Source organism: Pseudomonas sp. Con_6 (assembly GCF_059379395.1).
This window is the reverse complement of record NZ_CM182011.1, coordinates 5,011,394-5,035,381: the sequence shown is the minus strand read 5'-3', so window position 1 is coordinate 5,035,381 and position 23,988 is coordinate 5,011,394. Positions and strand designations below refer to the sequence as shown.

The following is a 23,988-nucleotide window of genomic DNA, read 5'->3' as shown; positions in this document are numbered from 1 at the left end:
TGCTGGAAGTCCTCTGGCGCGGCGAACGCGGATGGTAGCACCGAACGCTGGAAGCGGCACGCCAGCGCTGCAAACTGTCGCCCGGCTGAATGAAATGCGCATCGCCCGGGTGTGCTGGCCACCGGCTGCTAGAGTGTCAACGTGCCTTGCGGCGACAGGAGGTCGCCGACGTCTTCGGGGCTGCCCGCTTTCCTTTCACTCGAACCGATCGGACGCGCTGTCGTGAGCACCCGCAAACGAACTGGACATGGACTTCTTCTGCTCGGCCTCGGCTTGCTCCTGGCGCTCGGCGCCTGGTGGCTGCTGTCCGCCCCCGCCAAGGTCAATCACGCGCCGCAGGCCGGCGAGCCGGTGGCGGTGGTCGCCATCACGCTCAAGGACGTGCCGGTGTTCATCGATGCCTTGGGTACGGTGACCCCCGCGCACAGTGTCAGCCTCACCACCCAAGTCAACGGCATTCTCGCTTCGGTGGAGTTCACCGAGGGCCAGGCGGTGCGCCAGGGCCAGGTACTGGCGCGAATCGACGACCGTGCGATCAAGGCACAACTGGCCGAGGCCCGCGGCACCCTGGCCCACGACCAGGCGGTGCTGGACAACGCCCGCCGCGACCTGGCGCGCTTCCACGAGCTGATCCGCATCGGCTCGGTCAGCCAGCAGACCCTCGATACCCAGGCCGCCACCGTGCAGCAACTGGCCGGCACCGTGGCCGCCGATCAGGGCGCGGTGCAGAACCTTGAAGTGCAACTGAGCTACTGCACCCTGACCTCGCCGGTGGACGGCGTGGTCGGCCTGCGCCAGGTCGATCCGGGCAACTACGTCAGTACCACCGCCACCACGCCCATTGCGGTGGTCACCCAGTTGCACCCGGCCATGGTGGTGTTCGCCGTGCCGGAAGACGCCCTCGGCAGCATCCACAAGGCCATCGAGAAGGGACCGGTCAGCGTCCAGGCCTGGGATCGCGACAAGCGCCAGCTGTTGACCACCGGCAGCCTGCTGGCGCTGGACAACCAGATCGACACCAGCACCGGCACGGTGAAGATCAAGGCGCGTTTCGACGACGCCGGCCACGCGCTGTTTCCCAACCAGTTCGTCAACACCCGTCTGCAGGCCGATACCCTGCAGCAGGTGCCGGTGGTGCCGACCCGGGCCATCCAGCACGGCAGCGGCGGCGATTTCCTGTTCATCGTCAACGGCCAGAAGGCGCAATTGCGCCATGTGCGCAGCGGCCCGGTCATGGGCGAGCTGACCGCGATCCTCGACGACGGCGTCAAGGCCGGCGAGCAGGTGATCACCGAAGGCGCCGACAAGCTCGATGACGGTTCGCCGATCAAGGTCGTGAGTCCCGGCCAATGAACATCTCGCGGCCGTTCGTCGAGCGCCCGGTGGCGACCTGCCTGCTGATGGTGGCGGTGCTGCTGGTGGGCATCCTCGGCTACCGCCTGTTGCCGGTGTCGGCGCTGCCGCAGGTGGACTATCCGACCATCCAGGTGTTCACCCAGTACCCCGGGGCCAGTCCCGAGGTCATCAGTTCATCGGTGACCGCGCCGCTGGAACGCCAGTTGGGCGAGATGCCGGGGTTGAAGTCGATGGGCTCGACCAGCTCCGACGGCGCCTCGGTGGTGACCCTGCAATTCGACCTGGCGCTGTCGCTGGATGTCGCCGAGCAGGAGGTGCAGGCGGCGATCAATGCCGCCGGCACCTTCCTCCCGGCCAACCTGCCGTACCCGCCGGTGTACAGCAAGGTCAACCCGGGCGACGCGCCGGTGCTGACCCTGTCGCTGACCTCCGACGTGCTGCCGCTGACCAAGGTCCAGGACCTCGCCGATACCCGCCTGGCGCAGAAGATCTCGCAGATCGCCGGCGTCGGCCTGGTCACTCTCAGCGGCGGCCAGCGCCCGGCGGTGCGGATCGAGGCCAACACCGCGGCGCTGAACAACCTCGGCCTGTCCCTGGAAGACCTGCGCACCGCCCTCGGCGCGGCCAACGTCAACCAGGCCAAGGGCAATATCGACGGGCGTTACCAGGCCTACTCCATCGGCGCCAACGACCAGTTGCAGAACCCCGACGACTACCACGACCTGGTGATTGCCTACCGCAATGGCGCGGCGATCCGCCTGGCGCAGGTGGCGCGCTCGATCCTCGGTCCGGAGAACCCGCGCCAGGCAGCGTGGACTGACAGCACCCCGGCCATCGTCCTGAACATCCAGCGCCAGCCCGGGGCCAACGTGATCGAGGTGGTGGACCGGGTCCAGCGCCTGCTGCCGACCCTGCGCGCCAGCCTGCCGGGCACGGTCAAGGTCAGCGTGCTCAGCGACCGCACCGAGACCATCCGCGCCTCGGTCAGCGACGTGCAGTTCGAACTCGGCGTGGCCGTGCTCCTGGTGGTGCTGGTGATCTTCCTGTTCCTGCGCAGCCTCACCGCCACCCTGATTCCGGCGCTGACCGTGCCCCTGACCCTGGTCGGCACCCTGGCGGTGATCTACACCCTGGGCTTTTCCCTGAACAACCTGACCCTGATGGCGCTGACCATCTCCATCGGCTTCGTGGTCGACGACGCCATCGTCATGGTGGAGAACATCACCCGTTACCTGGAGGCCGGCGATACGCCGTTGCAGGCCGCGCTGAAGGGCTCGGCGCAGATCGGCTTCACCATCGTCTCGCTGTCGGTGGCGCTGATCGCGGTGATGATCCCGCTGCTGTTCATGGGCGACGTGGTGGGGCGACTGTTCCGCGAGTTCGCCATGACCGTGGCGGTCACCATCGTCATTTCCGCATTGATCACCCTGACCCTGACGCCGATGCTCTGCGCGCGCCTGCTGCGCCATCGGCCGGAGGAGCAGAAGGCGGATTTCTTCGACCGCATCAACCGCCGTTACGTGCGCGCCCTCGACTGGGTCCTGTCACACCGGGTGCTGACTCTGCTGTCCGTGGTGCTCACCGGCGCCCTGACCCTGCTGACCCTGAGCCTGATGCCCAAGGGCTTCTTCCCGGAGCAGGACACCGGCCTGATCCAGGGCATTTCCCAGGCCGCGCCGACCATTTCCTTCCAGCGCATGCAGGAGCAACAGCAGCGCCTGGCCGCACGCATCCTGCGCGATCCGGCGGTGCAGAGCCTGTCGTCCTTCGTCGGCATCGATCAGAACAACCCGACACTGAACCAGGGCCGCCTGCTGATCAACCTCAAGCCCCGCGGTGAACGGGACAGCAGCGGCGCGGTGATCCGTCGCCTGGCCGATGCCAACCGCGACGACGCCGGCATCCGCCTGTACCTGCACAGCGTGCAGGACCTGACCCTGGATGCCACGGTGTCGACCACCAGCTACCGTCTCGGCCTGCAGGCCGGTGACATGGGCACCCTGGAGCGCTGGACCGGCCGCCTGCTCGACGCGATCCGCAAAGACCCGCTGTTCACCGATGTGCAGAGCCAGGCCATGCAGTTTGGCAACCAGGTCCAGCTCGACTTCGACCGCACCACCGCCGCGCGCCTGGGCGTCACCCCGCTGGCCATCGACAACGCGCTGTATGACGCTTTCGGCCAGCGCCAGGTCTCGACCCTGTACACCCAGCTCAACCAGTACCACGTGGTGATGGTCAGCGACCGGCCGCCCAATGACCTCGCCGACCTGCTCTCGGGCCTGCACGTCAGCCTTCCGGGCGGGGGCGTGGCGCCGCTGGCGAGCATGGCCAGCCAGCAACTGCTGCGGGTGCCGCTGACCTTGAACCGCCTCGGCCAGTTTCCCTACGCCGATATCGCCTTCAATCTCGCCCCCGGGCAGACCCTTGGCACGGCGGTTCAGCGGCTCAAGGACATCGAGGCGCAACTGGGTGTGCCGGCCTCGGTGCAGGTATCGCTGGAAGGCGCGGCGGCGACCTTCGCTGATTCGCTGGGCAACCAGGCGTTCCTGGTCGCGGCGGCCATCGTGGTGGTGTACCTGATGCTGGGTATCCTCTACGAGAGCTTCGTGCACCCGGTGACCATCCTCTCGACCCTGCTCTCGGCGGCCCTCGGTGCCTTGCTGGCGCTGCTGCTGACCGGTACCCAGTTCGACATCATCGGCCTGATCGGCATCGTCCTGCTGATCGGCATCGTCATGAAGAACGGCATCATGCTGGTGGACTTCGCCCTCGAAGCGCAGCGCCGCGAAGGCATCGAGCCGCTGGCGGCGATCCGCCGCGCTGCCGAGCTGCGTCTGCGACCGATCCTGATGACCAGCCTGGCCTCGCTGTTCGGTGCGGTGCCGCTGGCGCTGGGCACCGGCGTTGGCTCCGAGCTGCGCCATCCGCTGGGCATCGCGATCATCGGCGGGCTGTTGCTTAGCCAGGCGATGACACTGTTCTCCACGCCGGTGATCTACCTGGCCATGAACGGCCTGGCGCAGCGCCTCGGCGGGCGCCGCGCGGTGCTGGACCTGGCACGATGAACCTCAGCGAACCCTTTATCCGCCGCCCGGTGGCTACCACCTTCCTCGCCGTGGGCCTGGCCCTGTTCGGCGGCCTGGCGCTGAGCCTGCTGCCGGTGTCGCCACTGCCCGAGGTGGACTTCCCGACCATCAGCGTCCGCGCCTCCTTGCCCGGCGCCGATCCTTACACCGTGGCGACCTCGGTGGCGACGCCGCTGGAGCGCCAGTTCGGGCAGATCGCCGGGGTCACCCAGATGACCTCGGCCAGCACCCTCGGCGCTACCCGGATCAACCTGCAGTTCGACCTCGACCGCAATATCGACGGTGCCGCCCGCGACGTGCAGGCGGCGATCAATGCGGCGCGCAGCAACCTGCCCAGCGACCTCGCCGGCAACCCGACCTACCGCAAGGTCAACCCGGCCGACTCGCCGATCCTGATCATCAGCCTGACCTCCACCAGCGCCACCCCGGCGCAGATGTACGACGTGGCCTCCACCGTGCTCGAACAGCGCCTGCTGCAGACCAGCGGGGTAGGGGACGTGACCGTCGGCGGCGGGGCCCTGCCGGCGGTGCGGGTCGAGCTCAATCCCGACCGTCTGAACCACTACGGCGTCAGCCTGGAACAGGTGCGCAGCACCCTGGCCGGAGCCAACGTCAACCTGCCCAAGGGCAGCGTCGAGATCGCCGGGCAGCAGCATGTGCTGGCGGCCAACGACCAGCTTTACACCCCGGCGGACTATGCGCCGCTGGTGGTCAAGCAGTCCGGCGCCGAGCTGGTGCGCATCGGCGATGTCGGCCAGGTCCGCGAGGATGTCGAGGACCTGCGCAACTTCGGCCTGTTCAATGGCAAGCCGGCGGTGCTGCTGGTGCTGTTCAAGCAGCCGGGGGCCAACGTCATCGAGACGGTGGACCGGGTCAAGGCGCAGTTGCCGTTCCTCCAGGCATCGATCCCGGCGACCATCAAGCTGGACATCCTGATGGACCGCAGCACCACCATCCGCGCCTCGCTGCGTGACGTGGCAATCACGCTGATGGCCTCCATCGTGCTGGTGACCCTGGTCACCTGGGGCTTCTTCCGCGACTGGCGCAGCACCCTGGTCCCGGCCGTCGCCGTGCCGCTGTCGCTGCTCGGCACCTTTGGCGCGATGTACCTGCTGGGCTACAGCCTCAACAACCTGTCGCTGATGGCCCTGACCATCGCCACCGGCTTCGTGGTCGATGACGCCATCGTCGTGGTGGAAAACATCATGCGGCATCTTGAGCGCGGCAAGTCGCGCCTCGACGCCGCGCTGGACGGTGCCCGCGAGGTGGGCTTTACCGTGCTGAGCATCAGTGTGTCGCTGGTGGCGGTGTTTATCCCGTTGCTGCTGATGGGCGGCATCGTCGGCCGGCTGTTCCGCGAGTTTTCGGTGACCTTGTCGCTGTCCATCGGCATTTCCATGCTGGTCTCGCTCACCGTGACCCCGGTGCTGGCCAGCGTCTCCCTGCGCCCGCCACGCCAGTCCGACCACGGCGAAACCCCGGACTCGCTGTTCCATCGCTACTACGACCGCAGCCTGGCCTGGGTCATCGACCATTCGCGGCTGATGGGCCTGGTCACCCTGCTGATCCTGGTGCTGGCCGTGGCCCTGTTCGTGCTGGTGCCCAAGGGCTTCTTCCCGCAGGAGGACAGCGGGCGCCTGTCCGGCAGCATTCTCGCCTCGCAGAGCGTGTCCTACGCGGCGATGCAGGCGGACTTTCGCGAGATCAACCGCAAGGTCGCGGCCAACCCCAACGTCGAGACCGTCGGCGGCTTCGTCGGTGGCGGCGGGGGCGGAGGCTCGGGAGCGATCAACAGCGCGCAGATGTTCATCGCCCTCAAGCCCAAGGGCGAGCGCCAGGACAGCGCCGACCAGGTTATCGGCCAGGTCCGCCATGCCCTCGGCGACATGCCCGGCACGCGCCTGTACCTGCAATCGGTGCAGGACATCACCGTCGGCGGCCGGCAGAGCGGCGCGCAGTTCCAGTACACCCTGACCGCCGACGACCAGGACACCCTCGACCAGTGGGTGCCCAAGGTGGTCGCGGTGCTGCGCGGGTTGCCACAACTCACCGACGTCAACACCGACCAGCAGAACGCCAGCCTGATGACCCGCCTGCAGGTCAACCGCGACGCCGCCGCGCGCCTCGGGGTGAGCATGGTCGCGGTGGACCAGACCCTCTACGACGCCTTTGGCCAGCGCCAGGTCTCGACCCTGTACCGGGCAGCCAACCAGTACCACGTGGTGATGAGTGTGGCGCCGTCGTACTGGACCGACCCGGCGGCCTTGCAGTCCATTTACCTGCCATCCGCTACGGCCGGCGCGCCACTGGTGCCGCTGACGGCGGTGGCCAGCCAGTCGCTGACGCGTACTGCCATCGCCATCAACCACCAGGGCACCTTTGCGGCGGTGACGGCCTCGTTCAACCTGGCCCCGGGCGTGTCCATCGGCGAAGCCACGGCGCTGGTGGACAACGCGGTGCGCCAGTTGCGCATGCCGGCCAGCGTGGTCGGCGAGTTCGCCGGGACCGCGCAGGTGTTCAAGTCGTCGCTGGCCAGCGAGCCGTTGCTGATCGTCGCCGCGCTGCTGGCGGTGTACATCGTCCTCGGCATCCTCTACGAGAACCTGGTGCACCCGCTGACCATCCTCTCCACGCTGCCGTCGGCCGGGGTCGGTGCACTGATCGCCCTGCTGCTGACCGGCACCGAGCTGTCGATCATCGCCCTGGTCGGGGTGATCCTGCTGATCGGTATCGTCAAGAAGAACGCCATCATGATGATCGACTTCGCCATCCACGAGCGCCGTGCCCAGGGCCTGGAGGCCCGCGAAGCGATCCGCCGCGCCTGCCTGGTGCGCGGCCGGCCGATCATCATGACCACCCTGGCGGCGACTCTCGGCGCGCTGCCGCTGGTGCTGGGCAACGGCTATGGCGCCGAGCTGCGCCGGCCGCTGGGCATCTCGATCATCGGTGGCCTGCTGTTCAGCCAGTTGCTGACCCTGTACAGCACGCCAGTGATCTACCTGTGGCTGGATCGCCTGGCGGGCCGGCTGCGTCGACGCGGGAAGGAGCAGCCGTCATGAACAAGGCCTGGCCGTTGACGATCTGCCTGTTGCTGGGAGGCTGCATGGTCGGCCCGGATTACCGGCAACCGGCGCTGGACCTGCCGCAGTCGTTCAAGGAGGGCGGGGACTGGCAGCGCGCGGTCGCCGACCCAAAAGGCGCGCTGGATAGCCGCTGGTGGACGGCCTTTGGCGATGCCGAACTGGATGGCCTGATGCAACGGGCCGCGCAGGCCAACCAGTCGATCGTCGCCGCCGAGGCGGCCTGGCGCCAGGCCCGCGAGCAGGTGGCGATCACTCGTGCCGGGCTCTGGCCTACGGTCGGTCTGAACGTTTCGGCGACCCGTGGTGTCGATGGGGGTGGCTCGGGGTTGTCGAAGAGCACATCCACCAGCAGCGGCGGGGTGCAGCAGTCGGTCAGCGCTACCCTTGGCGCCAGCTGGGAGCCGGACTTGTGGGGGCAGGTGCGGCGGGGCATCGAGTCCAGCGAGGCGCTGGAGCGGGTGTCCGATGCGCAACTGGCCGGGGTGCGCCTGTCCATTGCGGCCAGTGTCGCCAACAACTACCTGGGCCTGCGCCAGCTGGACCTGGATATCGGCCTGCTCAGCCAGCAGCAGCGTCTCAACCAGCAACTGCTGGACATGACCCAGGCCAGCTTCGTCCAGGGCACGGCGTCCAATGACCAGTTGCTGGTGGCCCAGGACCAGTTGAGCACGGTGGTCGCCGCCTTGCAGACCGCGCAACGCAGCCGCGAGCAGTTCGAGCATGCCCTGGCGGTGCTGGTGGGCGAGGCGCCGGCGCGCTTCGGCGTGGCGCCGAAGGCCGACTATGTGTTCGCCACGCCGCGACTGCCCTTGAGTTTGCCGTCGAGCCTCTTGCAGCGGCGGCCCGACGTGATCGCCGCCGAGCGTACCGCCGCCTCCGCCAATGCGCGCATCGGCGTGGCCGAGGCGGCGTTTTTCCCCACGCTGGACCTCAGTGCCGAGATCGGATTCCGCGGCAGTTCGTTCGGCAATCTGTTCACCTTGCCCAACCGCATCTGGAGCCTGGGGCCGACGTTGGCGGCGACGTTGTTCGACGGTGGTGCCCGCGAGGCGACGTTGCGTCAGGCCTATGCCGGCTATGATCAGGATGTGGCCAACTATCGCGGCACGGTGCTGGCGGCGTTGCAGAATGTGGAGGACAACCTCTCGGCGGTGAATCATTTGCAGCTTCAGGAGCAGACCTACCGGCAGATCCACCAGCGCAACCAGCAGTTGTTCGCCAGCCAGGAGGCCCAGCAGCGAGTGGGGGTGGTCAGCCAGCAGGCAGTGGTGACCCAGCAGTTGTTGTTGCTGCAGAGCGAGCAGAATCTGCGGGATGCCCAAGGGCAACTGAGTCAGGCCAGTGTGGCCTTGATCCAGAGCCTCGGCGGTGGCTGGCAGGGGCCCCAGGATTAGCGGCCCCACCTGGTTTGACCGACATCAGTCCCGAAGAGCCGGGTATGCTCTGCGTTTTGCACACAAGGGTATGCACAACATGGCAAGCAGCCTGCTCGTACTGCTGGACGATATTGCCACGGTACTCGACGACGTTTCGGTGATGACCAAGGTCGCGGCGAAGAAGACCGCCGGGGTCCTCGGCGACGACCTCGCCCTCAATGCCCAGCAGGTGTCCGGCGTGCGCGCCGAGCGGGAGATCCCGGTGGTCTGGGCGGTGGCCAAGGGCTCCCTGGTCAACAAGCTGATCCTGGTGCCCGCGGCCCTGCTGATCAGCGCCTTCATCCCCTGGGCGGTGACCCCGCTGCTGATGCTCGGCGGCGCCTACCTGTGCTTCGAGGGCTTCGAGAAGCTGGCGCACAAGTTCCTCCACGGCGCCGAGGAAAAACAGGCTGAACACGCTGCCCTGAGTGATGCCGCGGCCAACCCGGCAGTGGACCTGGTGGCCTTTGAGAAGGACAAGATCAAGGGCGCGGTCCGCACCGATTTCATCCTCTCCGCCGAGATCATCGCCATCACCCTGGGCACCGTCGCCGGTGCCGCGTTGACCCAGCAGATCATCGTCCTGTCCGGCATCGCCCTGGTCATGACCATCGGCGTCTATGGCCTGGTGGCGGGGATCGTCAAGCTGGACGACCTCGGCCTGTGGCTGGCCGAGACCTCCAAGGGCATCGGCAAGTCCATCGGCCATGGCATCGTGCGTGCCGCGCCGTACCTGATGAAGACGCTGTCGGTGGTGGGTACGGCGGCGATGTTCCTGGTGGGGGGCGGCATCCTCGTGCACGGCATCGCGCCGCTGCACCACGGGGTCGAGGCGTTTGCGGCGGATAACGGCGGGGTGCTGGTGTCGACGCTGATCAACGGCGTGCTGGGTGTTGTCGCTGGTGCTGTGGTGCTGGCCGTTGTCAGCGTGGCGGGCAAGCTGTGGAAGGCGTTGCGCGGCTGACTGGTATTTTTGTCAGGTTCCAGCCCGTCCGGATCGGACCATACTGGCCGTCACCGAGGACCGGGGGATGCCAGTCATGTCGTCAAGTCGTCTGCTTCATCAGAACACGCCACGGCTGGCGGTAAGCGATGCGCGCGGGGCGCCGGTGCGCGCCGTCGCCTATTGCCGGGCCTCGACGCGGACGCTTGCCGAGGCGCGCGTCACCGTCCATGGGTTCGATCTCCTGGGCCACGACGTCGCCGCCCGCGATCCCCGTGCCTGGGGCGCTGGCGGACCGGCCAACCGCACCGCTGTTCACTCCCTGTCCGGACGTCCGTTGCTGGTCGACAGCTGTGATGCCGGCTGGCGCCTGGTGCTGTTCGGCGAGGCCGGTGTTGCCTGCGAAGCCTGGGACAGCCGTGGCACCTTCCTCCACACCGAGTACGACGCACAACTGCGCCCGCTGGCGAGGCACGAGCAGGCCGCCGGCGCAGCCTCCCGGGTGATCGAGCGCCGGCACTATGCCGGCGCCGGTTTCGCCACGCGCAATCAATCCGGCAGGCTGCTGCGCCATGACGATCCGGCCGGCAGCGTGCTGTTCGACGACTATGCACTGGGCGGGCAGTTGCGGGTGCAACGCCGACGCTTTCTCGACATCGTGCAGGACCCGGACTGGCCGTTGGACCTGGTCGCCCGCGATGCCTTGCTGGAAGTCGGTGCAGGCTATGTCAGCGAGGCGCACTTCACACCCACCGGTGATCCCTGCCTGCGTATCGATGCCCTCGGCAACCGGCAGTCGCTGCTGCTCGACGTGGCCGGTGCGCTGCGCCGCTCCAGTGTGCAACTGGCCGATGGTGGGGCGCCGCAGGCGGTCCGCGATTTCATTCGCTACGACGCCATGGGTCGGGTGGTCAGCGAGACGGCGGGCAATGGCGTGGTCACCGAGCGTGACTTCTGTCTCCGCGATGGCCGCCTTCAGCGCCAGCTGTCGCGGTTGCCGGGCCAGGCGGCGCTGCAGGACCTGCGCTATGGGTACGATCCGGTGGGCAATATCCTGAGCATCGAGGACCTGTCGCAAGCGCTGACCTTCCACCGCAACCAGCGGGTCGCGGCTCAGCAGTCCATGATCTACGACACGCTCTATCAGTTGATCGAAGCCCGTGGCGTAGAGGTCGACCAGCCCAGCCATGGTCCCGGCTTGCCGCCGCAATACGACCTGCCTCTGGACCCGACGCGGCTGGTCAATTACCAGCAGCACTTCACCTACGACGTCGCCGGCAACCTGTTGCAGCGTCAGCACGGCGGCGCCCCGACGCTGCACATGGCGGTGGCGACGACGAGCAATCGCGCCTTGCCCCAGCGCGCCGATGGCAGCCTGCCAGACGATGCACAGATCGCCGAGGCCCACGATGGCTGCGGCAATCTTCTCCAGCTGGAAGGGCTTGCCAGCCTGATCTGGAACCCGCGCAACCAGTTGGCCGAGGTGCGCCAGGTGCTGCGCGAGTCGGCCGGTGACGACTACGAACGCTATGTCTATGCCGCCGATGGCAGCCGGGTGCGCAAGCTCCGGGTGGCACAGGCGCGTTCGCACAGTTTGCTGACAGAGGTGCGCTACCTGCCTGGGCTGGAGCTGCATCGCGATGTCAGCGGCGAAACTCGCCAGGTCGTGCTGGTCGACGAGCATCTGCGCATCGCGAGCGGGCAATGGCGTTACAGCCTGGGCGATCATCTGGACTCCATCGCCGTCGAGCTGGACGGGGAGGGCGCGTTGCTCAGTCGCGAGGCGTTCTATCCCTATGGCGGTACCGCCGTGTGGGCCGCGAAGAGTGCCGTGCAAGGCAACCGGAAAAGCCACCGTTACTCTGGCAAGGAGCGCGATGCCAGTGGTCTTTACTGTTTCGGCCTGCGCTACTACGCGCCCTGGCTGGCGCGCTGGACCAGCGCCGATCCGCTGGGCGAGGTGGACGGGTTGAACCTGTACCGCATGGTGTCGAACAATCCGCTGAGCTTGCGGGATCGCCAGGGTGGTGAAGGAATACCGACCCTGGCGCACTCGTTCTGGGCGGGCAAGCCGATGTCGGCGGAGTTCCTGCAGAACACCCTGATGTTCCAGTACCACAACCCGGACTGGCAGGTGAACCTGTGGACGCCCAAGCCCAAGCATTGGGTGCCGGCGATGCTGGAGATGGAAAACGACGGCACCGCTGTGCAGCGTTTCCTGGCCCGTGAATTCGGTGATCAGATTGTCCACCGTGACCCGGAGGAAATGTTCACGGCATTGGCCGAGGTTTATCCGCAGGCGCACAAGGTCAAGGGGATCTATGCAAGGGAAGGTGCGGGGGTCTACCCGAATTGGGCATCGATGAGTGATGCGTTCCGGCTGGGCGCGCTACAGGCCTATGGTGGGCTGTGGATGGATGGTGATGTAGCGGTGGCCGGGCAAATTGACCTTTCCGGGCTCGACAGCGATTTCTACATGTATGCGAGCGAGGAGAGCGGCGAGGCCACGAATACCATTCTGGCCGCCGAGCCGGAGTCGTGGACCGGCCAGCGTCTGCTCGACCGGTTGGTGTTGGGGTACTCGCCGGACGCTTCCACGAATCGTCTCAGGCCGCTGGCGAGTTGGGTCGATAAGCGTTCCGGGCCCGGACTTTCGATGTTTTCCCGGCACAACCTCACCATGAGCCTGACCGGACCGCAGATGATCGTGAATGTGCTGGGAAGAAACCGGGTGAGTCGAGATGCGGATGCCTTGCCGATCGACTCTTTCTACTCAAGGGATACCACGCCTACTGGCGAGGAACCGCAGGAGCGGCCGCTGGTCGATGTGTTCTATTCGGACTATCGGAGCGGCCTGGATACCTCGGCCAACTGGCGACATATCCGCCCCGGCCGACGCGCCTCGATCGGCTGAGCGGCCACCGCAGGGTGGCCGCTGCAGGGCTTACGGATTGGCCACCGTACGCGCCTCGTGCTGCCCCTCCGGCACCCACTCCAGCAAGCGCTGCTTGAACCCGTAGCTGGCGCTTTCGTAGTAGGCGATGGCGCGGGTGATCAGCGGGTCGTCCAGCTCGGCAGGAACTTCCCGGCTTTCCCCCAGTGCCTGCTTGTGCAGGCGCAGCATGCCGCGCGGGCTGAGGATCGCCAGGTCCTGGCCGTCGAACAGGCCCAGGTGCTGGTAGTTGCCGATCAAGACCCGTGGCGGCAGTTCGTCCTGGCGCAGCAGGTCGCGGCCGAAGAAGGTCGAGGTGTAGCTCATGTTGAGCAGGCCGAGCAGGGTCGGTGCCAGGTCGATCTGGCTGGCCAGCTTGCCTTCCTCGCGGGCCTCGATCAGCTTCGGCGCGTAGATGAACAGCGGGATCTGGTAATTCTGCACCGGCAGGTCTTCCTTGCCCGCGCTGCCGGCGGTGTGGTCGGCGACGAAGATGAAAATGGTGTTGTCGAACCAGGGCTTGGTACGTGCCTCCTCGAGGAACTTGCCGATGGCGTAGTCGGTGTACTTCACCGCGCCATCGCGGCCGTTGCCCGACGGAATATCGATGCGCCCGTCCGGGTAGGTGTATGGCCGGTGGTTCGAGGTGGTCATCAGTTGCAGCAGGAACGGCACCTGGTTGGCGTGGTCGGCGTCGGCCAGCTTGATCGCCTGGCGATACAGGTCTTCGTCGGACATGCCCCAGGCGTTCTTGAAGCTGATCTCTTTCTCGTCGACGCTGCTCTGGTCGACGATGCGGTAACCGTTGCCGCTGAAGAAGGCGTTCATGTTGTCGAAGTAGCCACGGCCGCCGTAGACGAATACGGCGTCGTAGCCTACTTCGCTCAACTGCTGGCCAAGGCTGGCGAAGCCGCCTTCACGGCCGATGCGCTTGACGATGGAGCGCCCCGGCGTTGGCGGGATCGACAGGGTGATGGCTTCCAGGCCGCGATCGGTACGGGTACCGGTGGCGTAGAAGTTGTTGAAGTACAGGCTCTGCTTGCGCAGCGCGTCGAGGTTGGGCGAGAGGTTGCGCGGGTCGCCGTTGCTGCCCAGGTACTTGGCGCTCAGGCTTTCGATGGTCACCAGGACGATGTTCGGCGTGCGCTGCGTGCCGGGGTTGCTGACCTTGCGGCGGATATCCAGCGGTTCCTTGCCGATGAAGGTCACGCCCGGCTCGCTCAGTTCGGTCTGCATCTGCTTGGCGGTGACCGCTTCCGGCAAGGTGCCATAGAACTGCTGGTAATCCAGTTCGTTGTTACGGAACGCGGCGAAGAACTGGTAGGGACCGTTGCTTGCCAGTTCGCGCTGATAGGTGTTGCCGCCCTGGCTGCGCAGGCTGTCCTGGTCGGCGAACTGCACGCAGAGCAGGGTCAGCACGGCCAGGCCGGCGGTCTGCAGGCCGCGCTGGCGCAGGCTCGGATACGGCGCATCCAGCGCCCAGCGCAGCGGCCGGCGCAGGGCCAGGCAAAGGGTGAGGGTGAGCAGGCCGAGAATGCTCAGGAGCAGGCCGATGGGGTAGGACTCGAGGATGTTGTTCAGCACTTCGTCGGAGTACACCAGGTAATCCACGGCGATGAAGTTGAAGCGTACCCCGAACTCGTCCCAGAACAGCCATTCCGCCACTGCCGTGAACAGCATCAGGTAGATGCTTGCGGCCAGTACTACCCACAACAGTGCGCGGGTGACCCGCGCCTGCCACAGCCGGCGTGGGCAGAGCAGCATGAAGAGGCTCAGCGGCAGCGCGGTATAGACCAGGAACACCAGGTCATTGAGCAGGCCGACCAGGATCGGCGAGATGTACGCATGTCCGGCTTCGTCGAGATGGCTGAAGAGCAGTACCGCGCGGGTCAGGAAGAAGATGCCGAGCCAGGTGGCGCTCAGCAGGAAGAGAAAGCGCATGGGCGCCGTCTTGGGGGTGTGCATCGTTAATTCCCTTTTTATTGGTCCATTACCTGCGGCAACTCCAGTTGGCTGGCAGGTATGGCGAGTGTAGGCGGCGAACGCTAACAAGGGGAACGAGAAAGAAATGTAAATGTCATGTGGAAAAAACGAGAACTTGAACTAGCGTCTCTCGTTGCATTCGGGCAGGGAAGTCCGTTATGAACTGAGAACGGTTTCCACACGCGAGTAGTTCAAGGACGTTGTTTCATGCCCGGCTTTCATTTTCACTTCGATATCTTCCATCTGGCCGTCTATCTGGTGGTCGCCCTGGCCTGGTTCTGCCTGTGCCTGTTGCTCGCTTTCCACTCGAAACGCCTGGCCCGCCAACGCCTCTACCTGGGGGGTTGGGGCGTGCCCCTGTCCGGCGTGCTGCTGATCGGCGGCCTGCTGCTACTGGACGTGCTGGTGTTTCTCGACCGCGACGGCCTGTTGCTGCTGGCGCTGATGCTGGTCGGTGTCGGCGTTCCGGCCCTGGGCATATGGAGGATCCTGCGCCTGCGTGATTGACGCGGGTTCAAACAGTGTCAGGAGACACGCATGAGTGTGGATGCATCGGTGCGCGCGCCAGGGAGTTGGCCGCTGCAAAACACGTTGTTGGTATTTATCGTTTCCGTCTGGTTGACCCTGTTCATGAACGGGCCGTTCTGGCTGCGTCTGTGGGAGGCGGTGGGCGGGCTGGAGAATGAGCGGCCTTTGTTTCTCGCGACGCTGCCGGTACTGGTCTGTCTGTTCAACTTCGTCGTTCTTGGATTGTTGGCCTGGGGCAGGCTGACGAAAGTCGTGCTGATCGTCATGTTGCTGCTGTCCGCTGCGGTCAGTTACTTCATGAGCAGTTACGGAATCATGATCGACTATTCCATGCTGCTGAACGCCCTGCAGACCGACCGCCGCGAGGTCTTCGACCTGCTCGGCCCGGGCCTGCTGTTCTGGGTACTGCTGGTGGGAGTGATACCGGCGATCCTGGTCAGTCGAATGCAGTTGGTGCGCCAGAGCCTGCCGCGTGCCCTGCTGATCAAGCTGGGCAGCCTGTGCGCCGCGTTGCTGGCGATTGCCCTGATTCTTGCGCTGTCCTACCAGTCCTACGCCGGCCTGCTGCGTAACCACCGCGAACTGCGCCTGATGCTGGTGCCGTCGAACCTGGTCGGTGCCGTGCACAGCTATGCCAAGCGTCAGTTGCGTCAGCCGTCGGTGCTCGAACCGGTGGGGCTGGATGCGGTGCGTGTCGCCGTGACCGGCGAGGCCGAGCGGCACAAGGTGGTGGTGCTGGTGGTGGGCGAGACTGCCCGCTCGGCGAGCTTTTCCCTCAACGGCTACGAGCGCGAGACCAACCCGTCCCTGGCGGCGCGGGACGATGTGGTGAGCTTCAGCGAGGTCAGCGCCTGCGGCACCGCCACGGCCATCTCCGTGCCCTGCATGTTTCAGGACCTGGGCCGGCGCGAGTACAAGAGCTTCCATGCCCGTGGGCGCGAGAACCTGCTGGACGTGGCCCAGCGCGCCGGGGTGTCGGTGCTGTGGCTGGACAACAACTCAGGGTGCAAGGGGGTCTGCGAGCGGGTGCCCAGCGAGGACGTGGAGGCGCAGCGGATCGAAGGTCTGTGCACGGCTGATGGCTGCTTCGACGAAGCGCTGCTGCACGGGCTGGCCGAGCGCATCGGCCGTTCGACGGATGACACCTTGATCGTCCTGCACATGCTTGGCAGTCACGGTCCGGCCTACTACAAGCGCTACCCGCAGGCCTTCCACCGCTTCACCCCGGCTTGCGAAACCGCGCAGCTGGACAAGTGCGACCAGGCCAGCATTGTCAACGCCTACGACAACACCATCCTGTACACCGACCACGTGCTGGGCCAGTTGGTGGAGCTGCTGGAGAAACAGGCGGGACATGCCGATACGGCGATGCTGTACGTGTCGGACCACGGCGAGTCGCTGGGCGAGAAGGGGGTGTACCTGCACGGCCTGCCCTACGCCATGGCGCCGGACGAGCAGACCCGGGTGCCGATGCTCGCCTGGCTGTCGCCGGGCTTCACCCGGCGCAGTGGCATCACCAGCGGTTGCCTGCGGGAGCAGCGGGAATCGACGCTGTCCCACGACAACCTGTTCCACTCGATGCTCGGCCTGATGGGAGTCAGGACGACGGTGTATCGCGCGGAACTCGACCTGTTCAGGCCCTGCGCAGGGCCCGGACAGGTTGCCGCCATCGAGGAGCCGACGGCGGCAGACCACAACCTTAGAAGTGCACCTTGACCAGGAAGCTCGCGGTGTTCTGGTTGGTGTCGAAGTAGCGGGTGTTCTGGATCCCGTACTTGTTGTCCCAGTAGTCGTATTCGAAACCGACGTAGAGCTGCTTCGCGCCGAAGTTCAGCGCCTTGCCCAGGTCGTACTTGACCTGCGGGTTGAAGTGCAGGTTGGCGTGGTAGCTCTTGTCGTTGTCGACCACCCAGTCCATGAAGCCATCGATCAGGATGTCGGATTTGCCCACGGGGATGGTGTAGGCCCAGACCGGGGTGATCTGCCAGACGTTGTCGCCGTCGCGGCTGCCTTCGGTCTGGCGGTTGTAGAAGTTCAGCTGGAAGTAGTCGAAGCCCGGGATGTCCAGGTCGAAGCCAGGACCGATCAGGTAGGACTCGCTGTCGCCTTCGCCGAACTCGTAGGTCATGGCCAGCAGCACATCCTTGACCGGGCCGAACGACAGGTTCTGGTCGAAGATCTTGCCGAACGACAGGCGCGGGCTGAACTCACCGTAATAGGTGTTCGGGCCGTTGTTCCCGTCTTTCTTGCCGTTGTAGAAGATCTTGTCGACGAACAGGAAGTTGTCACCGTACTTCCAGGCATCGGCGTGCTCGAAGGTGAAGGTCTGCTGGACTTCCGGGTTGACGGCGAAATTCTTGCCCCACAGGTAGGTCAGGCTGTTGTTCTGCCACTGCAGCAGGTCACCGGCCATGGCGCCACTGGCAGCCAGCAGGCCGCTGGCGAGAATCAGGCTCTTGGTAAAGCTCATCGCGTTGCTCCCTTGGTTCTGTGTGCGACGCTCTTGTAATGGCGTCGTCGGGTTTAGTTTATTGTCTTTAAAGTCAGGTTTTTTCGATTGGCCACAGCAACATGGCAAGAGCTGGGCCAACCTTCCCGGCTGGATGCAGCACTCCTGCTCGACGTCTTGCTGAACAGATGAAACGGCTATTTCGTACTGGCCTTACGCCTGCCAAACGCCCGGATTCATTGACTGAGCGGTCAGCAAACGTGGGCGGAATCCTTCCGCCCCGATCGAGGGGGCGCGCAGATTACTGGCTTGCGCGCTGACCCTCAAGTGCTCCCTCCTGGAGCAGGTGGTACAAAAACTGTGCGTTTGGTCAGGATCTAAAAGTGAAACTTGACCAACGCACTGGTCACGCTCTGGTTGGTATCGAGGCGACTACTGTTCTCGATACCGTACTTGTCCTTCCAGTAGCTGTACTCGATACCCACGTAGAGCTGCTTGGCCCCGAAGTTCAGTGCCTTGCCCAGGTCGTACTTGACCTGCGGGTTGAAGTGCAGGTTGGCGTGATAGGTACCGCGCTTCTTGGTCTCGTCGTTGTCCACCACCCAGTCGATATAGCCATCGATGAGGATGTCCGACTTGCCTGCAGGAATGGTGTAGGAGAAGGTCGGGGTGATCTGCCAGACGTTGTCACCCGCACGGCTGCCTTCGGTGTGACGGTTGTAGACGTTCAGGGTGAAATAGTTGAAGCCGGGAATGTCCAGGTCGAAGCCGGGGCCGATCAGGTAAGCCTCGTTGTCGCCTTCGCCGGACTCGTAGCTCAGTGCCAGGAGCACGTCTTTGATCGGACCGAAGCCAACCTTGCGGTCGAGGATCTTGCCGAACGAGAAGCGCTCGGTGAACTCGCCGTAGTAGGTTCGGTAGCCTTTGCCCCGGTCGGCCTGGCCGTTGTAGAAGATCTTGTCGATGAACAGGAAGGTATCGCCGTATTTCCACTTGTTGGCGTGTTCGAAGGTGATCGTCTGCTGGATCGACGGATTGACCTTGAAGTCCTTGCCGTACAGGTAGGTGAGGCTTTCGCCGTGCCACTGGATCAGGTCCCCCGCCATCGCTGGAAGTGTTGCCAGCAAGCTGCTGCCCAGGAGAAGGGAAGTGGTGGTGCGTTTCATGTTGTGATTCCCGGCTGATTATTATTGTTCGTTGCGGTTTTTTCGGCGCGAAGCGCCCCGGACGACCCGCTCCCACGGGTCGACGGTCCTGCGTGTTGCTCGGAGTGGAACCGGGCGGCAAGGGCGCCGCCCAAAGCTCAATGCGAGTGGCTGGCTTCGTTGTGCGCGGCGCGTTCGGCCCCGCCCAGAATGTTGAACAGCAGGTTCAGCACCAGGGCGCTGACCGTGGCCATGGCGATGCCGCTATGGGTGATGGGTTCCATCCACTGCGGCATCTGCGAGAAGAACTCCGGACGCACCACCGGGATCAGGCCCATGCCCACGCTGACGGCCACCAGCAGCTGGTTGCGGCGGTCGGCGATATCGGCTTCCTGGAGGATCTTCATGCCGGTGGCGGTGACCATGCCGAACATGGCGATCGAGGCGCCGCCGAGTACCGCCGGCGGGATCGAGGCGATGAGGAAGGCCGCCTTGGGCAGCAGGCTCAGGAGGATCAGGAAGGCGCCGGCAACCACGGTGACGTAGCGGCAGCGTACCCCGGTCATCTGCACCAGGCCGATGTTCTGGGCGAACGAGGAGTGGGTGAAGGTGTTGAAGAACCCGGCGACGAACGACGCACCGGCGTCGCACATCAGGCCGCGACGGAGCATGCCCGGGGTGACTTCACGGTCGGTCACCTTGCCCAGGGCGAGGAACATGCCGGTGGATTCGACGAAGATGATCACCACCACCAGGCACATGGAAAGGATCGGCGCGAGGCTGAAGGTCGGCATGCCGAAGTGCAGCGGGGTGACCACTTGCAGCCAGGGTGCTTCGTCCAGGCCGGACAGGTCGACCATGCCGATGGAGCCGGCGAGGATGTAGCCCAGGCCCATGCCGATCAGCACCGACACGTTGACCCAGAAACCGCGCATGAAGCGGTTGACCAAGAGGATGGTCAGCAGCACCAGGGCGGCGACCATCAGGTACACCGGCGAACCGAAAGGCTCGGCCGTGGCGCCGCCGCCGGCCCAGTTGACCGCTACCGGAAACAGCGACAGGCCGATCGAGGTGATGACCGTGCCGGTCACCAGCGGCGGGAAGAACCGCACCACCTTGGACATGAACGGCGCGATGAGCATGCCGAAGAAACCGGCGGCGATGGTGGCACCGAAGATGCCCTGCAGACCGACGCCCGGCATGCCGGCCATGGCCACCATGCTGCCAACGGCGGCGAAGCTGGCGCCCATCATCACGGGCATGCGGATACCGACAGCACCAATGCCGAACGACTGGACCATGGTGGCGACACCGGCGACCAGCAGATCGGCATTGATCAGGAAAGCGACTTCTTCTCGGGAGAGTCCGGCAGCCTGACCGATGATCAGCGGCACCGCGATGGCGCCTCCGTACATCAGCAGCACATGTTGCAGACCGACCAGGATCAGTTGCAGCAGGGGCAGGGGCTGTCGTGGCGGCGCATCGGGGATGTACGCCTGGCGAGACTCGGACATGCAGCACCTCGAGTTTTGTTGTTATTTTTTTGAGCCGCGATCCCTGGCGGCGGACTTCGAAAAGCCCGTGGTTCCCGCCCGGGATGCGCGTGAAGCTTGCAGCGATGTTGCGGTGTCGCGGATCAGTTGACCGGGGCGCCCTTGGCGATCCAGTCACCGACCAGTTTGCGTTCCTCGGCCGTCATCTGGGTGATGTTGCCCAGCGGCATGATCTGGCTGGCGACGGCTTGCGCCTGGATACGCGGGGCCAGGGCCTGGATCTGTTGCGGGGTGTCGAACATGATGCCGGCAGGGGCGGTGCTGAACAGCGGGCTGGTCGGCTTGGCCGAGTGGCACACGGTGCAACGCTCCTGGATGACGCTGTGGATCTTGTCGAAACCACCACCCGGGGCTTGCGCGGCAGCGGTCGCTTCGGCCGGGGTCGCGGCAGGCGCGGCGGGTACGGCTTCAGCAGGTGCGGCAGGCTTGGCCTGGGCGGCCTGCCAGGCAGCGGCTTTCTCTTCTTCGGCCTTCTCGGCGGCGGTCTTGCCACCCAGTGCGGTTTCCGGCAGCGGCTGGTACTCGATCTTCGCGGCAGCCTGCTCAGGCGCGGTCGGCAGCGGCTTGGGACCTGTGACGTAGGCCAGGCAGATCATCGCCAGGGCGCCGACAGGCAGGGCCCAGGCGAACTTGTTGCTGTCGTGGCGGGTGTTGAAGTAGTGACGGATCAGTACCGCCGCTACCGCGATACCGGCCAGGATCGCCCAGTTGTATTCGCTGCCGTAGGTGCTCGGGAAGTGGTTGCTGATCATGATGAACAGCACCGGCAGGGTGAAGTAGTTGTTGTGGCGCGAGCGCAGCAGGCCCTTGGCCGGCAGTACCGGATCAGGGGTGGTGTTGGCTTCGATCGCGGCCACCAGCTGGCGCTGGGCCGGCATGATGATGCGGAACACGTTGCCGACCATGATGGTGCCGATGATCGCGCCGGTGTGCAGGTACGCGCCACGACCGCTGAACACCTGGCTGAAGCCGAAGCAGGCCGCGATGATCAGGACGAACAGCACCAGGCCGAGCAGGGCAGGTTGCTTGCCCAGTGGCGAGTCGCAGAGGAAGTCGTAGATGAACCAGGCGGCGATCAGCGAGCCGACACCGATGGTCACGCCTTCGAAGCCGGTCAGGGTGCTGCCCGGTTTCAGCAGGTACAGGGTCGGCTGCCAGTAGAACACCAGGCACAGCAGAGCGATACCCGACATCCAGGTGAAGTAGGCTTCCCATTTGAACCAGTGCAGGTTCTCCGGCATCTTCGGCGGTGCCAGCTTGTACTTCTCCAGGTGGTAGATACCGCCACCGTGGATCGCCCAGAGATCACCTGACAAGCCATCGCGCGGATTGGCCCGGTTCAGGTTGTTTTCCAGCCATACGAAGTAGAACGACGCGCCGATCCAGGCCACGCCAGTGATCATGTGAACCCAGCGCACGCTCAGGTTCAGCCATTCCAACAGATGTGCTTCCACAGTCTTGTACCTCTTGCCGATCACCGCCAGGAAACGGTGGCCGGCCTTCTCTTATTGGTGGGGATTGAGGATCAGTTGCTCATCCTCGGTAAAGAAATGCTCGTCGCAGTTGTTGCCGGAACCACTGCGATCAACCACCAGGAAGTCATCCCGCTTTTCGATCGTCAGCACCGGGTGGTGCCAGACGCCGCGATGGTAATTGACGCCCTGCCTGCCATTGCTCATGAAGGCACGGACGTGACCCGATACAGGTGCATCGCCAACTGGCGCGACCACGATCAGAAATTGATTGCCGAGCAGCGGAATGAAGGCCTGGCTGCCCAGCGGATGGCGTTCCAGCATGCGTACGGTCAGCGGCATGTCCAGCGCGTCGGCGCGGAAGATGCTGATGATCGCCTTGTCTTCCGGCTGCGCGGTCTCGACCGTCGCCAGCTTGTGGAAGCGCATGGTCGAGCCGTTATTGATCATGAAGTGGTCGCTGCCATCGGTTTCGATCACGTCACCGAACGGGGCGAAGGCTTCTTTGGTCAGGGGCTCGATCACAAGAGTACGCATGCTTTTATTCTCTGAATTCTGTGTTGTTGTCAGGCTATGGGCGCCAGCCGGGCTGGCGCGGGTCTTACAGTTGCAGCAGGCGGAACAGGGCGATCAGGTTGATCTGCGCCAGGGCTTCCTTGAACTCGGTCTCGGCATCGTTGTGGATGCGGGTTTCGAAGGAGGCGAGGATCTGGTGCCGGTTGCTGCCCTTCACTGCCATGATGAACGGGAACTTGAATTTCGCTTTGTAGGCATCGTTGAGCTCGGTGAAGCGGGCGAACTCTTCGGCGGTACACTGGTGGATACCGGCGCCGGCCTGTTCGTTGGTGCTCGATTCGGTCAGCTCGCCCTGGATCGCGGCCTTGCCGGCGAGGTCCGGGTGAGCGTTGATCAGCGCCAGTTGGGCGGCGTGATCGGCGCTGAGGAGGATGTCGCTCATGCGCTGGTGCAGGTTCTCGATCTGATCCACTTCCGCCAGTTGACCCAGGTCGTAGGCTTTTTCGGCGACCCACGGCGAGTGCTCGTAGATGTCGGCGAAGGCCGCAACGAACGCGGCGCGGTCCAGGGTCGAAGGGGTCAGGGTCTTGAAAGCGGTCATTTCGCGGTCTCGGCTTGGAATGGGTGGGTGGCGTGCCAGTGGCGGGCGATGTCGACGCGACGGGCGAACCAGACCTGGTCGTGGCTCTTGGCGTAGTCGATGAAGCGCTTGAGCGCGGCCAGGCGTGCCGGACGGCCGACCAGGCGGCAGTGCAGGCCGATGGATAGCATCTTCGGTGCCTCGGCGCCTTCCTCGTAGAGCACGTCGAAGGCGTCCTTCAGGTACTGGAAGAACTGCTCGCCGCAGTTGAAGCCCTGGACCTGGGTGAAGCGCATGTCGTTGGTGTCCAGGGTGTAGGGGATCACCAGGTGCGGCTTGCCGGTCGGGTTGTTCGGCTCCCAGTAGGGCAGGTCGTCGTCATAGGTGTCGCTGTCGTAGAGGAAGCCGCCTTCCTCCATCACCAGGCGCCGGGTGTTCGGACCGGTGCGGCCGGTGTACCAGCCCAGCGGGCGTTCGCCGGTGAGTTCAGTGAGGATGCGGATGGCTTCGAGCATGTGCTCGCGCTCCTGGGCCTCGTCCATGTACTGGTAGTCGATCCAGCGGTAGCCGTGGCTGCAGATCTCGTGGCCGGCCTCGACCATGGCGCGGATCACGTCCGGATGGCGCTGGGCGGCCATGGCCACGGCGAAGATGGTCAGCGGTACGCCGCTGTCCTTGAACAGCTTGAGCAGGCGCCACACGCCGGCGCGGCTGCCATATTCGTAGAGCGATTCCATGCTCATGTTGCGCGCGCCCTGCAGCGGCTGGGCGGCGACCATCTCGGAGAGGAAGGCTTCGGACTCCTTGTCACCGTGGAGGATGTTGCGCTCGCCACCCTCTTCGTAGTTGAGCACGAAAGACAAAGCGACGCGGGCATTCCCCGGCCAGTGCGGATGGGGAGGGGTATTGCCGTAACCGATCAGGTCGCGAGGGTAGTCAGCGCTCAC

16 protein-coding genes are annotated in these 23,988 nt (G+C 65.0%); 8 read left to right on the top strand and 8 right to left on the bottom strand.

Translation table 11 applies throughout. From position 1 onward, the window contains the following. Positions 1 to 222 precede the first annotated feature (222 nt). The 6 genes from AC5QPF_RS22345 to AC5QPF_RS22320 all read left to right on the top strand — a co-directional run bounded on the left by AC5QPF_RS22345 (position 223) and on the right by AC5QPF_RS22320 (position 12,797). A complete protein-coding gene (locus AC5QPF_RS22345; RefSeq protein ID WP_494959928.1) occupies positions 223 to 1,353 on the top strand; it encodes an efflux RND transporter periplasmic adaptor subunit in 1,131 nt (376 codons plus the stop codon). Beyond that, positions 1,350 to 4,421: an efflux RND transporter permease subunit gene (locus AC5QPF_RS22340; RefSeq protein ID WP_494959927.1), complete on the top strand. Its 3,072-nt coding sequence runs from the start codon at positions 1,350 to 1,352 to the stop codon at positions 4,419 to 4,421. Before AC5QPF_RS22345 ends, AC5QPF_RS22340 begins: the two co-directional genes overlap by 4 nt. Beyond that, positions 4,418 to 7,501: an efflux RND transporter permease subunit gene (locus tag AC5QPF_RS22335; RefSeq protein WP_494959926.1), complete on the top strand. Its 3,084-nt coding sequence runs from the start codon at positions 4,418 to 4,420 to the stop codon at positions 7,499 to 7,501. The genes AC5QPF_RS22340 and AC5QPF_RS22335 overlap by 4 nt, the downstream gene beginning before the upstream one ends. Continuing rightward, positions 7,498 to 8,919 carry an efflux transporter outer membrane subunit gene (locus tag AC5QPF_RS22330; protein WP_494959925.1) on the top strand — a complete coding sequence of 474 codons (1,422 nt, stop codon included), beginning with the start codon at positions 7,498 to 7,500 and terminating at the stop codon, positions 8,917 to 8,919. Before AC5QPF_RS22335 ends, AC5QPF_RS22330 begins: the two co-directional genes overlap by 4 nt. Before the next feature lie 79 nt (positions 8,920 to 8,998). Beyond that, positions 8,999 to 9,904: a DUF808 family protein gene (locus AC5QPF_RS22325; RefSeq protein ID WP_494959924.1), complete on the top strand. Its 906-nt coding sequence runs from the start codon at positions 8,999 to 9,001 to the stop codon at positions 9,902 to 9,904. A gap of 76 nt (positions 9,905 to 9,980) precedes the next feature. Further along, positions 9,981 to 12,797: an RHS repeat-associated core domain-containing protein gene (locus AC5QPF_RS22320; RefSeq protein ID WP_494959923.1), complete on the top strand. Its 2,817-nt coding sequence runs from the start codon at positions 9,981 to 9,983 to the stop codon at positions 12,795 to 12,797. A gap of 30 nt (positions 12,798 to 12,827) precedes the next feature. Here the strand turns inward: AC5QPF_RS22320 and AC5QPF_RS22315 are convergent, their stop codons facing one another. Further along, positions 12,828 to 14,780, bottom strand: coding sequence for a sulfatase-like hydrolase/transferase (locus tag AC5QPF_RS22315; RefSeq protein WP_494959922.1), 1,953 nt, complete (start codon positions 14,778 to 14,780; stop codon positions 12,828 to 12,830). Positions 14,781 to 15,005: 225 nt separating this feature from the next. Here AC5QPF_RS22315 and AC5QPF_RS22310 point away from each other — a divergent pair, with 225 nt between their 5' ends. Together AC5QPF_RS22310 and AC5QPF_RS22305 are read left to right on the top strand one after the other, a co-directional pair. Then, a complete protein-coding gene (locus AC5QPF_RS22310; protein ID WP_494959921.1) occupies positions 15,006 to 15,305 on the top strand; it encodes a hypothetical protein in 300 nt (99 codons plus the stop codon). 30 nt (positions 15,306 to 15,335) lie between these two features. After that, positions 15,336 to 17,042, top strand: coding sequence for a phosphoethanolamine--lipid A transferase (locus AC5QPF_RS22305; RefSeq protein ID WP_494959920.1), 1,707 nt, complete (start codon positions 15,336 to 15,338; stop codon positions 17,040 to 17,042). On the opposite strand, the gene AC5QPF_RS22300 is transcribed toward AC5QPF_RS22305, so the two are convergent. The 7 genes from AC5QPF_RS22300 to puuE form a co-directional block, all read right to left on the bottom strand. After that, entirely contained in the window at positions 17,026 to 17,796 is a 771-nt protein-coding gene (locus AC5QPF_RS22300; RefSeq protein WP_494959919.1) for an outer membrane protein OmpK, read from the bottom strand. The two genes, AC5QPF_RS22305 and AC5QPF_RS22300, sit on opposite strands and share 17 nt — an antisense overlap. A gap of 356 nt (positions 17,797 to 18,152) precedes the next feature. Further along, entirely contained in the window at positions 18,153 to 18,941 is a 789-nt protein-coding gene (locus AC5QPF_RS22295; protein ID WP_494959918.1) for an outer membrane protein OmpK, read from the bottom strand. Positions 18,942 to 19,078: 137 nt separating this feature from the next. Beyond that, positions 19,079 to 20,434: a solute carrier family 23 protein gene (locus AC5QPF_RS22290; RefSeq protein WP_494959917.1), complete on the bottom strand. Its 1,356-nt coding sequence runs from the start codon at positions 20,432 to 20,434 to the stop codon at positions 19,079 to 19,081. Between the two features lie 122 nt (positions 20,435 to 20,556). Then, positions 20,557 to 21,927: a urate hydroxylase PuuD gene (locus tag AC5QPF_RS22285; RefSeq protein ID WP_494959916.1), complete on the bottom strand. Its 1,371-nt coding sequence runs from the start codon at positions 21,925 to 21,927 to the stop codon at positions 20,557 to 20,559. Positions 21,928 to 21,978: 51 nt separating this feature from the next. After that, positions 21,979 to 22,482, bottom strand: a complete 504-nt coding sequence (locus tag AC5QPF_RS22280; protein ID WP_494959915.1) for an ureidoglycolate lyase — start codon at positions 22,480 to 22,482, stop codon at positions 21,979 to 21,981. Between the two features lie 64 nt (positions 22,483 to 22,546). Further along, positions 22,547 to 23,062 carry a 2-oxo-4-hydroxy-4-carboxy-5-ureidoimidazoline decarboxylase gene (gene uraD, locus AC5QPF_RS22275; protein ID WP_494959914.1) on the bottom strand — a complete coding sequence of 172 codons (516 nt, stop codon included), beginning with the start codon at positions 23,060 to 23,062 and terminating at the stop codon, positions 22,547 to 22,549. Continuing rightward, the gene (gene puuE / locus AC5QPF_RS22270; RefSeq protein ID WP_316918813.1) at positions 23,059 to 23,988 is read right to left on the bottom strand and encodes an allantoinase PuuE; all 930 of its coding nucleotides are present in this window, start codon (positions 23,986 to 23,988) and stop codon (positions 23,059 to 23,061) included. Before puuE ends, uraD begins: the two co-directional genes overlap by 4 nt.

What these genes read in the sequence shown, in the direction of transcription:
- AC5QPF_RS22335 (WP_494959926.1), top strand. Translation starts at nt 4,418, where the DNA reads ATGAACCTCAGCGAACCCTTTATCCGCCGCCCGGTGGCTACCACCTTC.
- AC5QPF_RS22340 (WP_494959927.1), top strand. Translation starts at nt 1,350, where the DNA reads ATGAACATCTCGCGGCCGTTCGTCGAGCGCCCGGTGGCGACCTGCCTG.
- AC5QPF_RS22295 (WP_494959918.1), bottom strand. Translation starts at nt 18,941, where the DNA reads ATGAAACGCACCACCACTTCCCTTCTCCTGGGCAGCAGCTTGCTGGCA.
- AC5QPF_RS22325 (WP_494959924.1), top strand. Translation starts at nt 8,999, where the DNA reads ATGGCAAGCAGCCTGCTCGTACTGCTGGACGATATTGCCACGGTACTC.
- AC5QPF_RS22330 (WP_494959925.1), top strand. Translation starts at nt 7,498, where the DNA reads ATGAACAAGGCCTGGCCGTTGACGATCTGCCTGTTGCTGGGAGGCTGC.
- AC5QPF_RS22320 (WP_494959923.1), top strand. Translation starts at nt 9,981, where the DNA reads ATGTCGTCAAGTCGTCTGCTTCATCAGAACACGCCACGGCTGGCGGTA.
- AC5QPF_RS22315 (WP_494959922.1), bottom strand. Translation starts at nt 14,780, where the DNA reads ATGCACACCCCCAAGACGGCGCCCATGCGCTTTCTCTTCCTGCTGAGC.
- AC5QPF_RS22280 (WP_494959915.1), bottom strand. Translation starts at nt 22,482, where the DNA reads ATGCGTACTCTTGTGATCGAGCCCCTGACCAAAGAAGCCTTCGCCCCG.
- AC5QPF_RS22305 (WP_494959920.1), top strand. Translation starts at nt 15,336, where the DNA reads ATGAGTGTGGATGCATCGGTGCGCGCGCCAGGGAGTTGGCCGCTGCAA.
- AC5QPF_RS22300 (WP_494959919.1), bottom strand. Translation starts at nt 17,796, where the DNA reads ATGAGCTTTACCAAGAGCCTGATTCTCGCCAGCGGCCTGCTGGCTGCC.
- AC5QPF_RS22310 (WP_494959921.1), top strand. Translation starts at nt 15,006, where the DNA reads ATGCCCGGCTTTCATTTTCACTTCGATATCTTCCATCTGGCCGTCTAT.
- uraD (WP_494959914.1), bottom strand. Translation starts at nt 23,062, where the DNA reads ATGACCGCTTTCAAGACCCTGACCCCTTCGACCCTGGACCGCGCCGCG.
- AC5QPF_RS22290 (WP_494959917.1), bottom strand. Translation starts at nt 20,434, where the DNA reads ATGTCCGAGTCTCGCCAGGCGTACATCCCCGATGCGCCGCCACGACAG.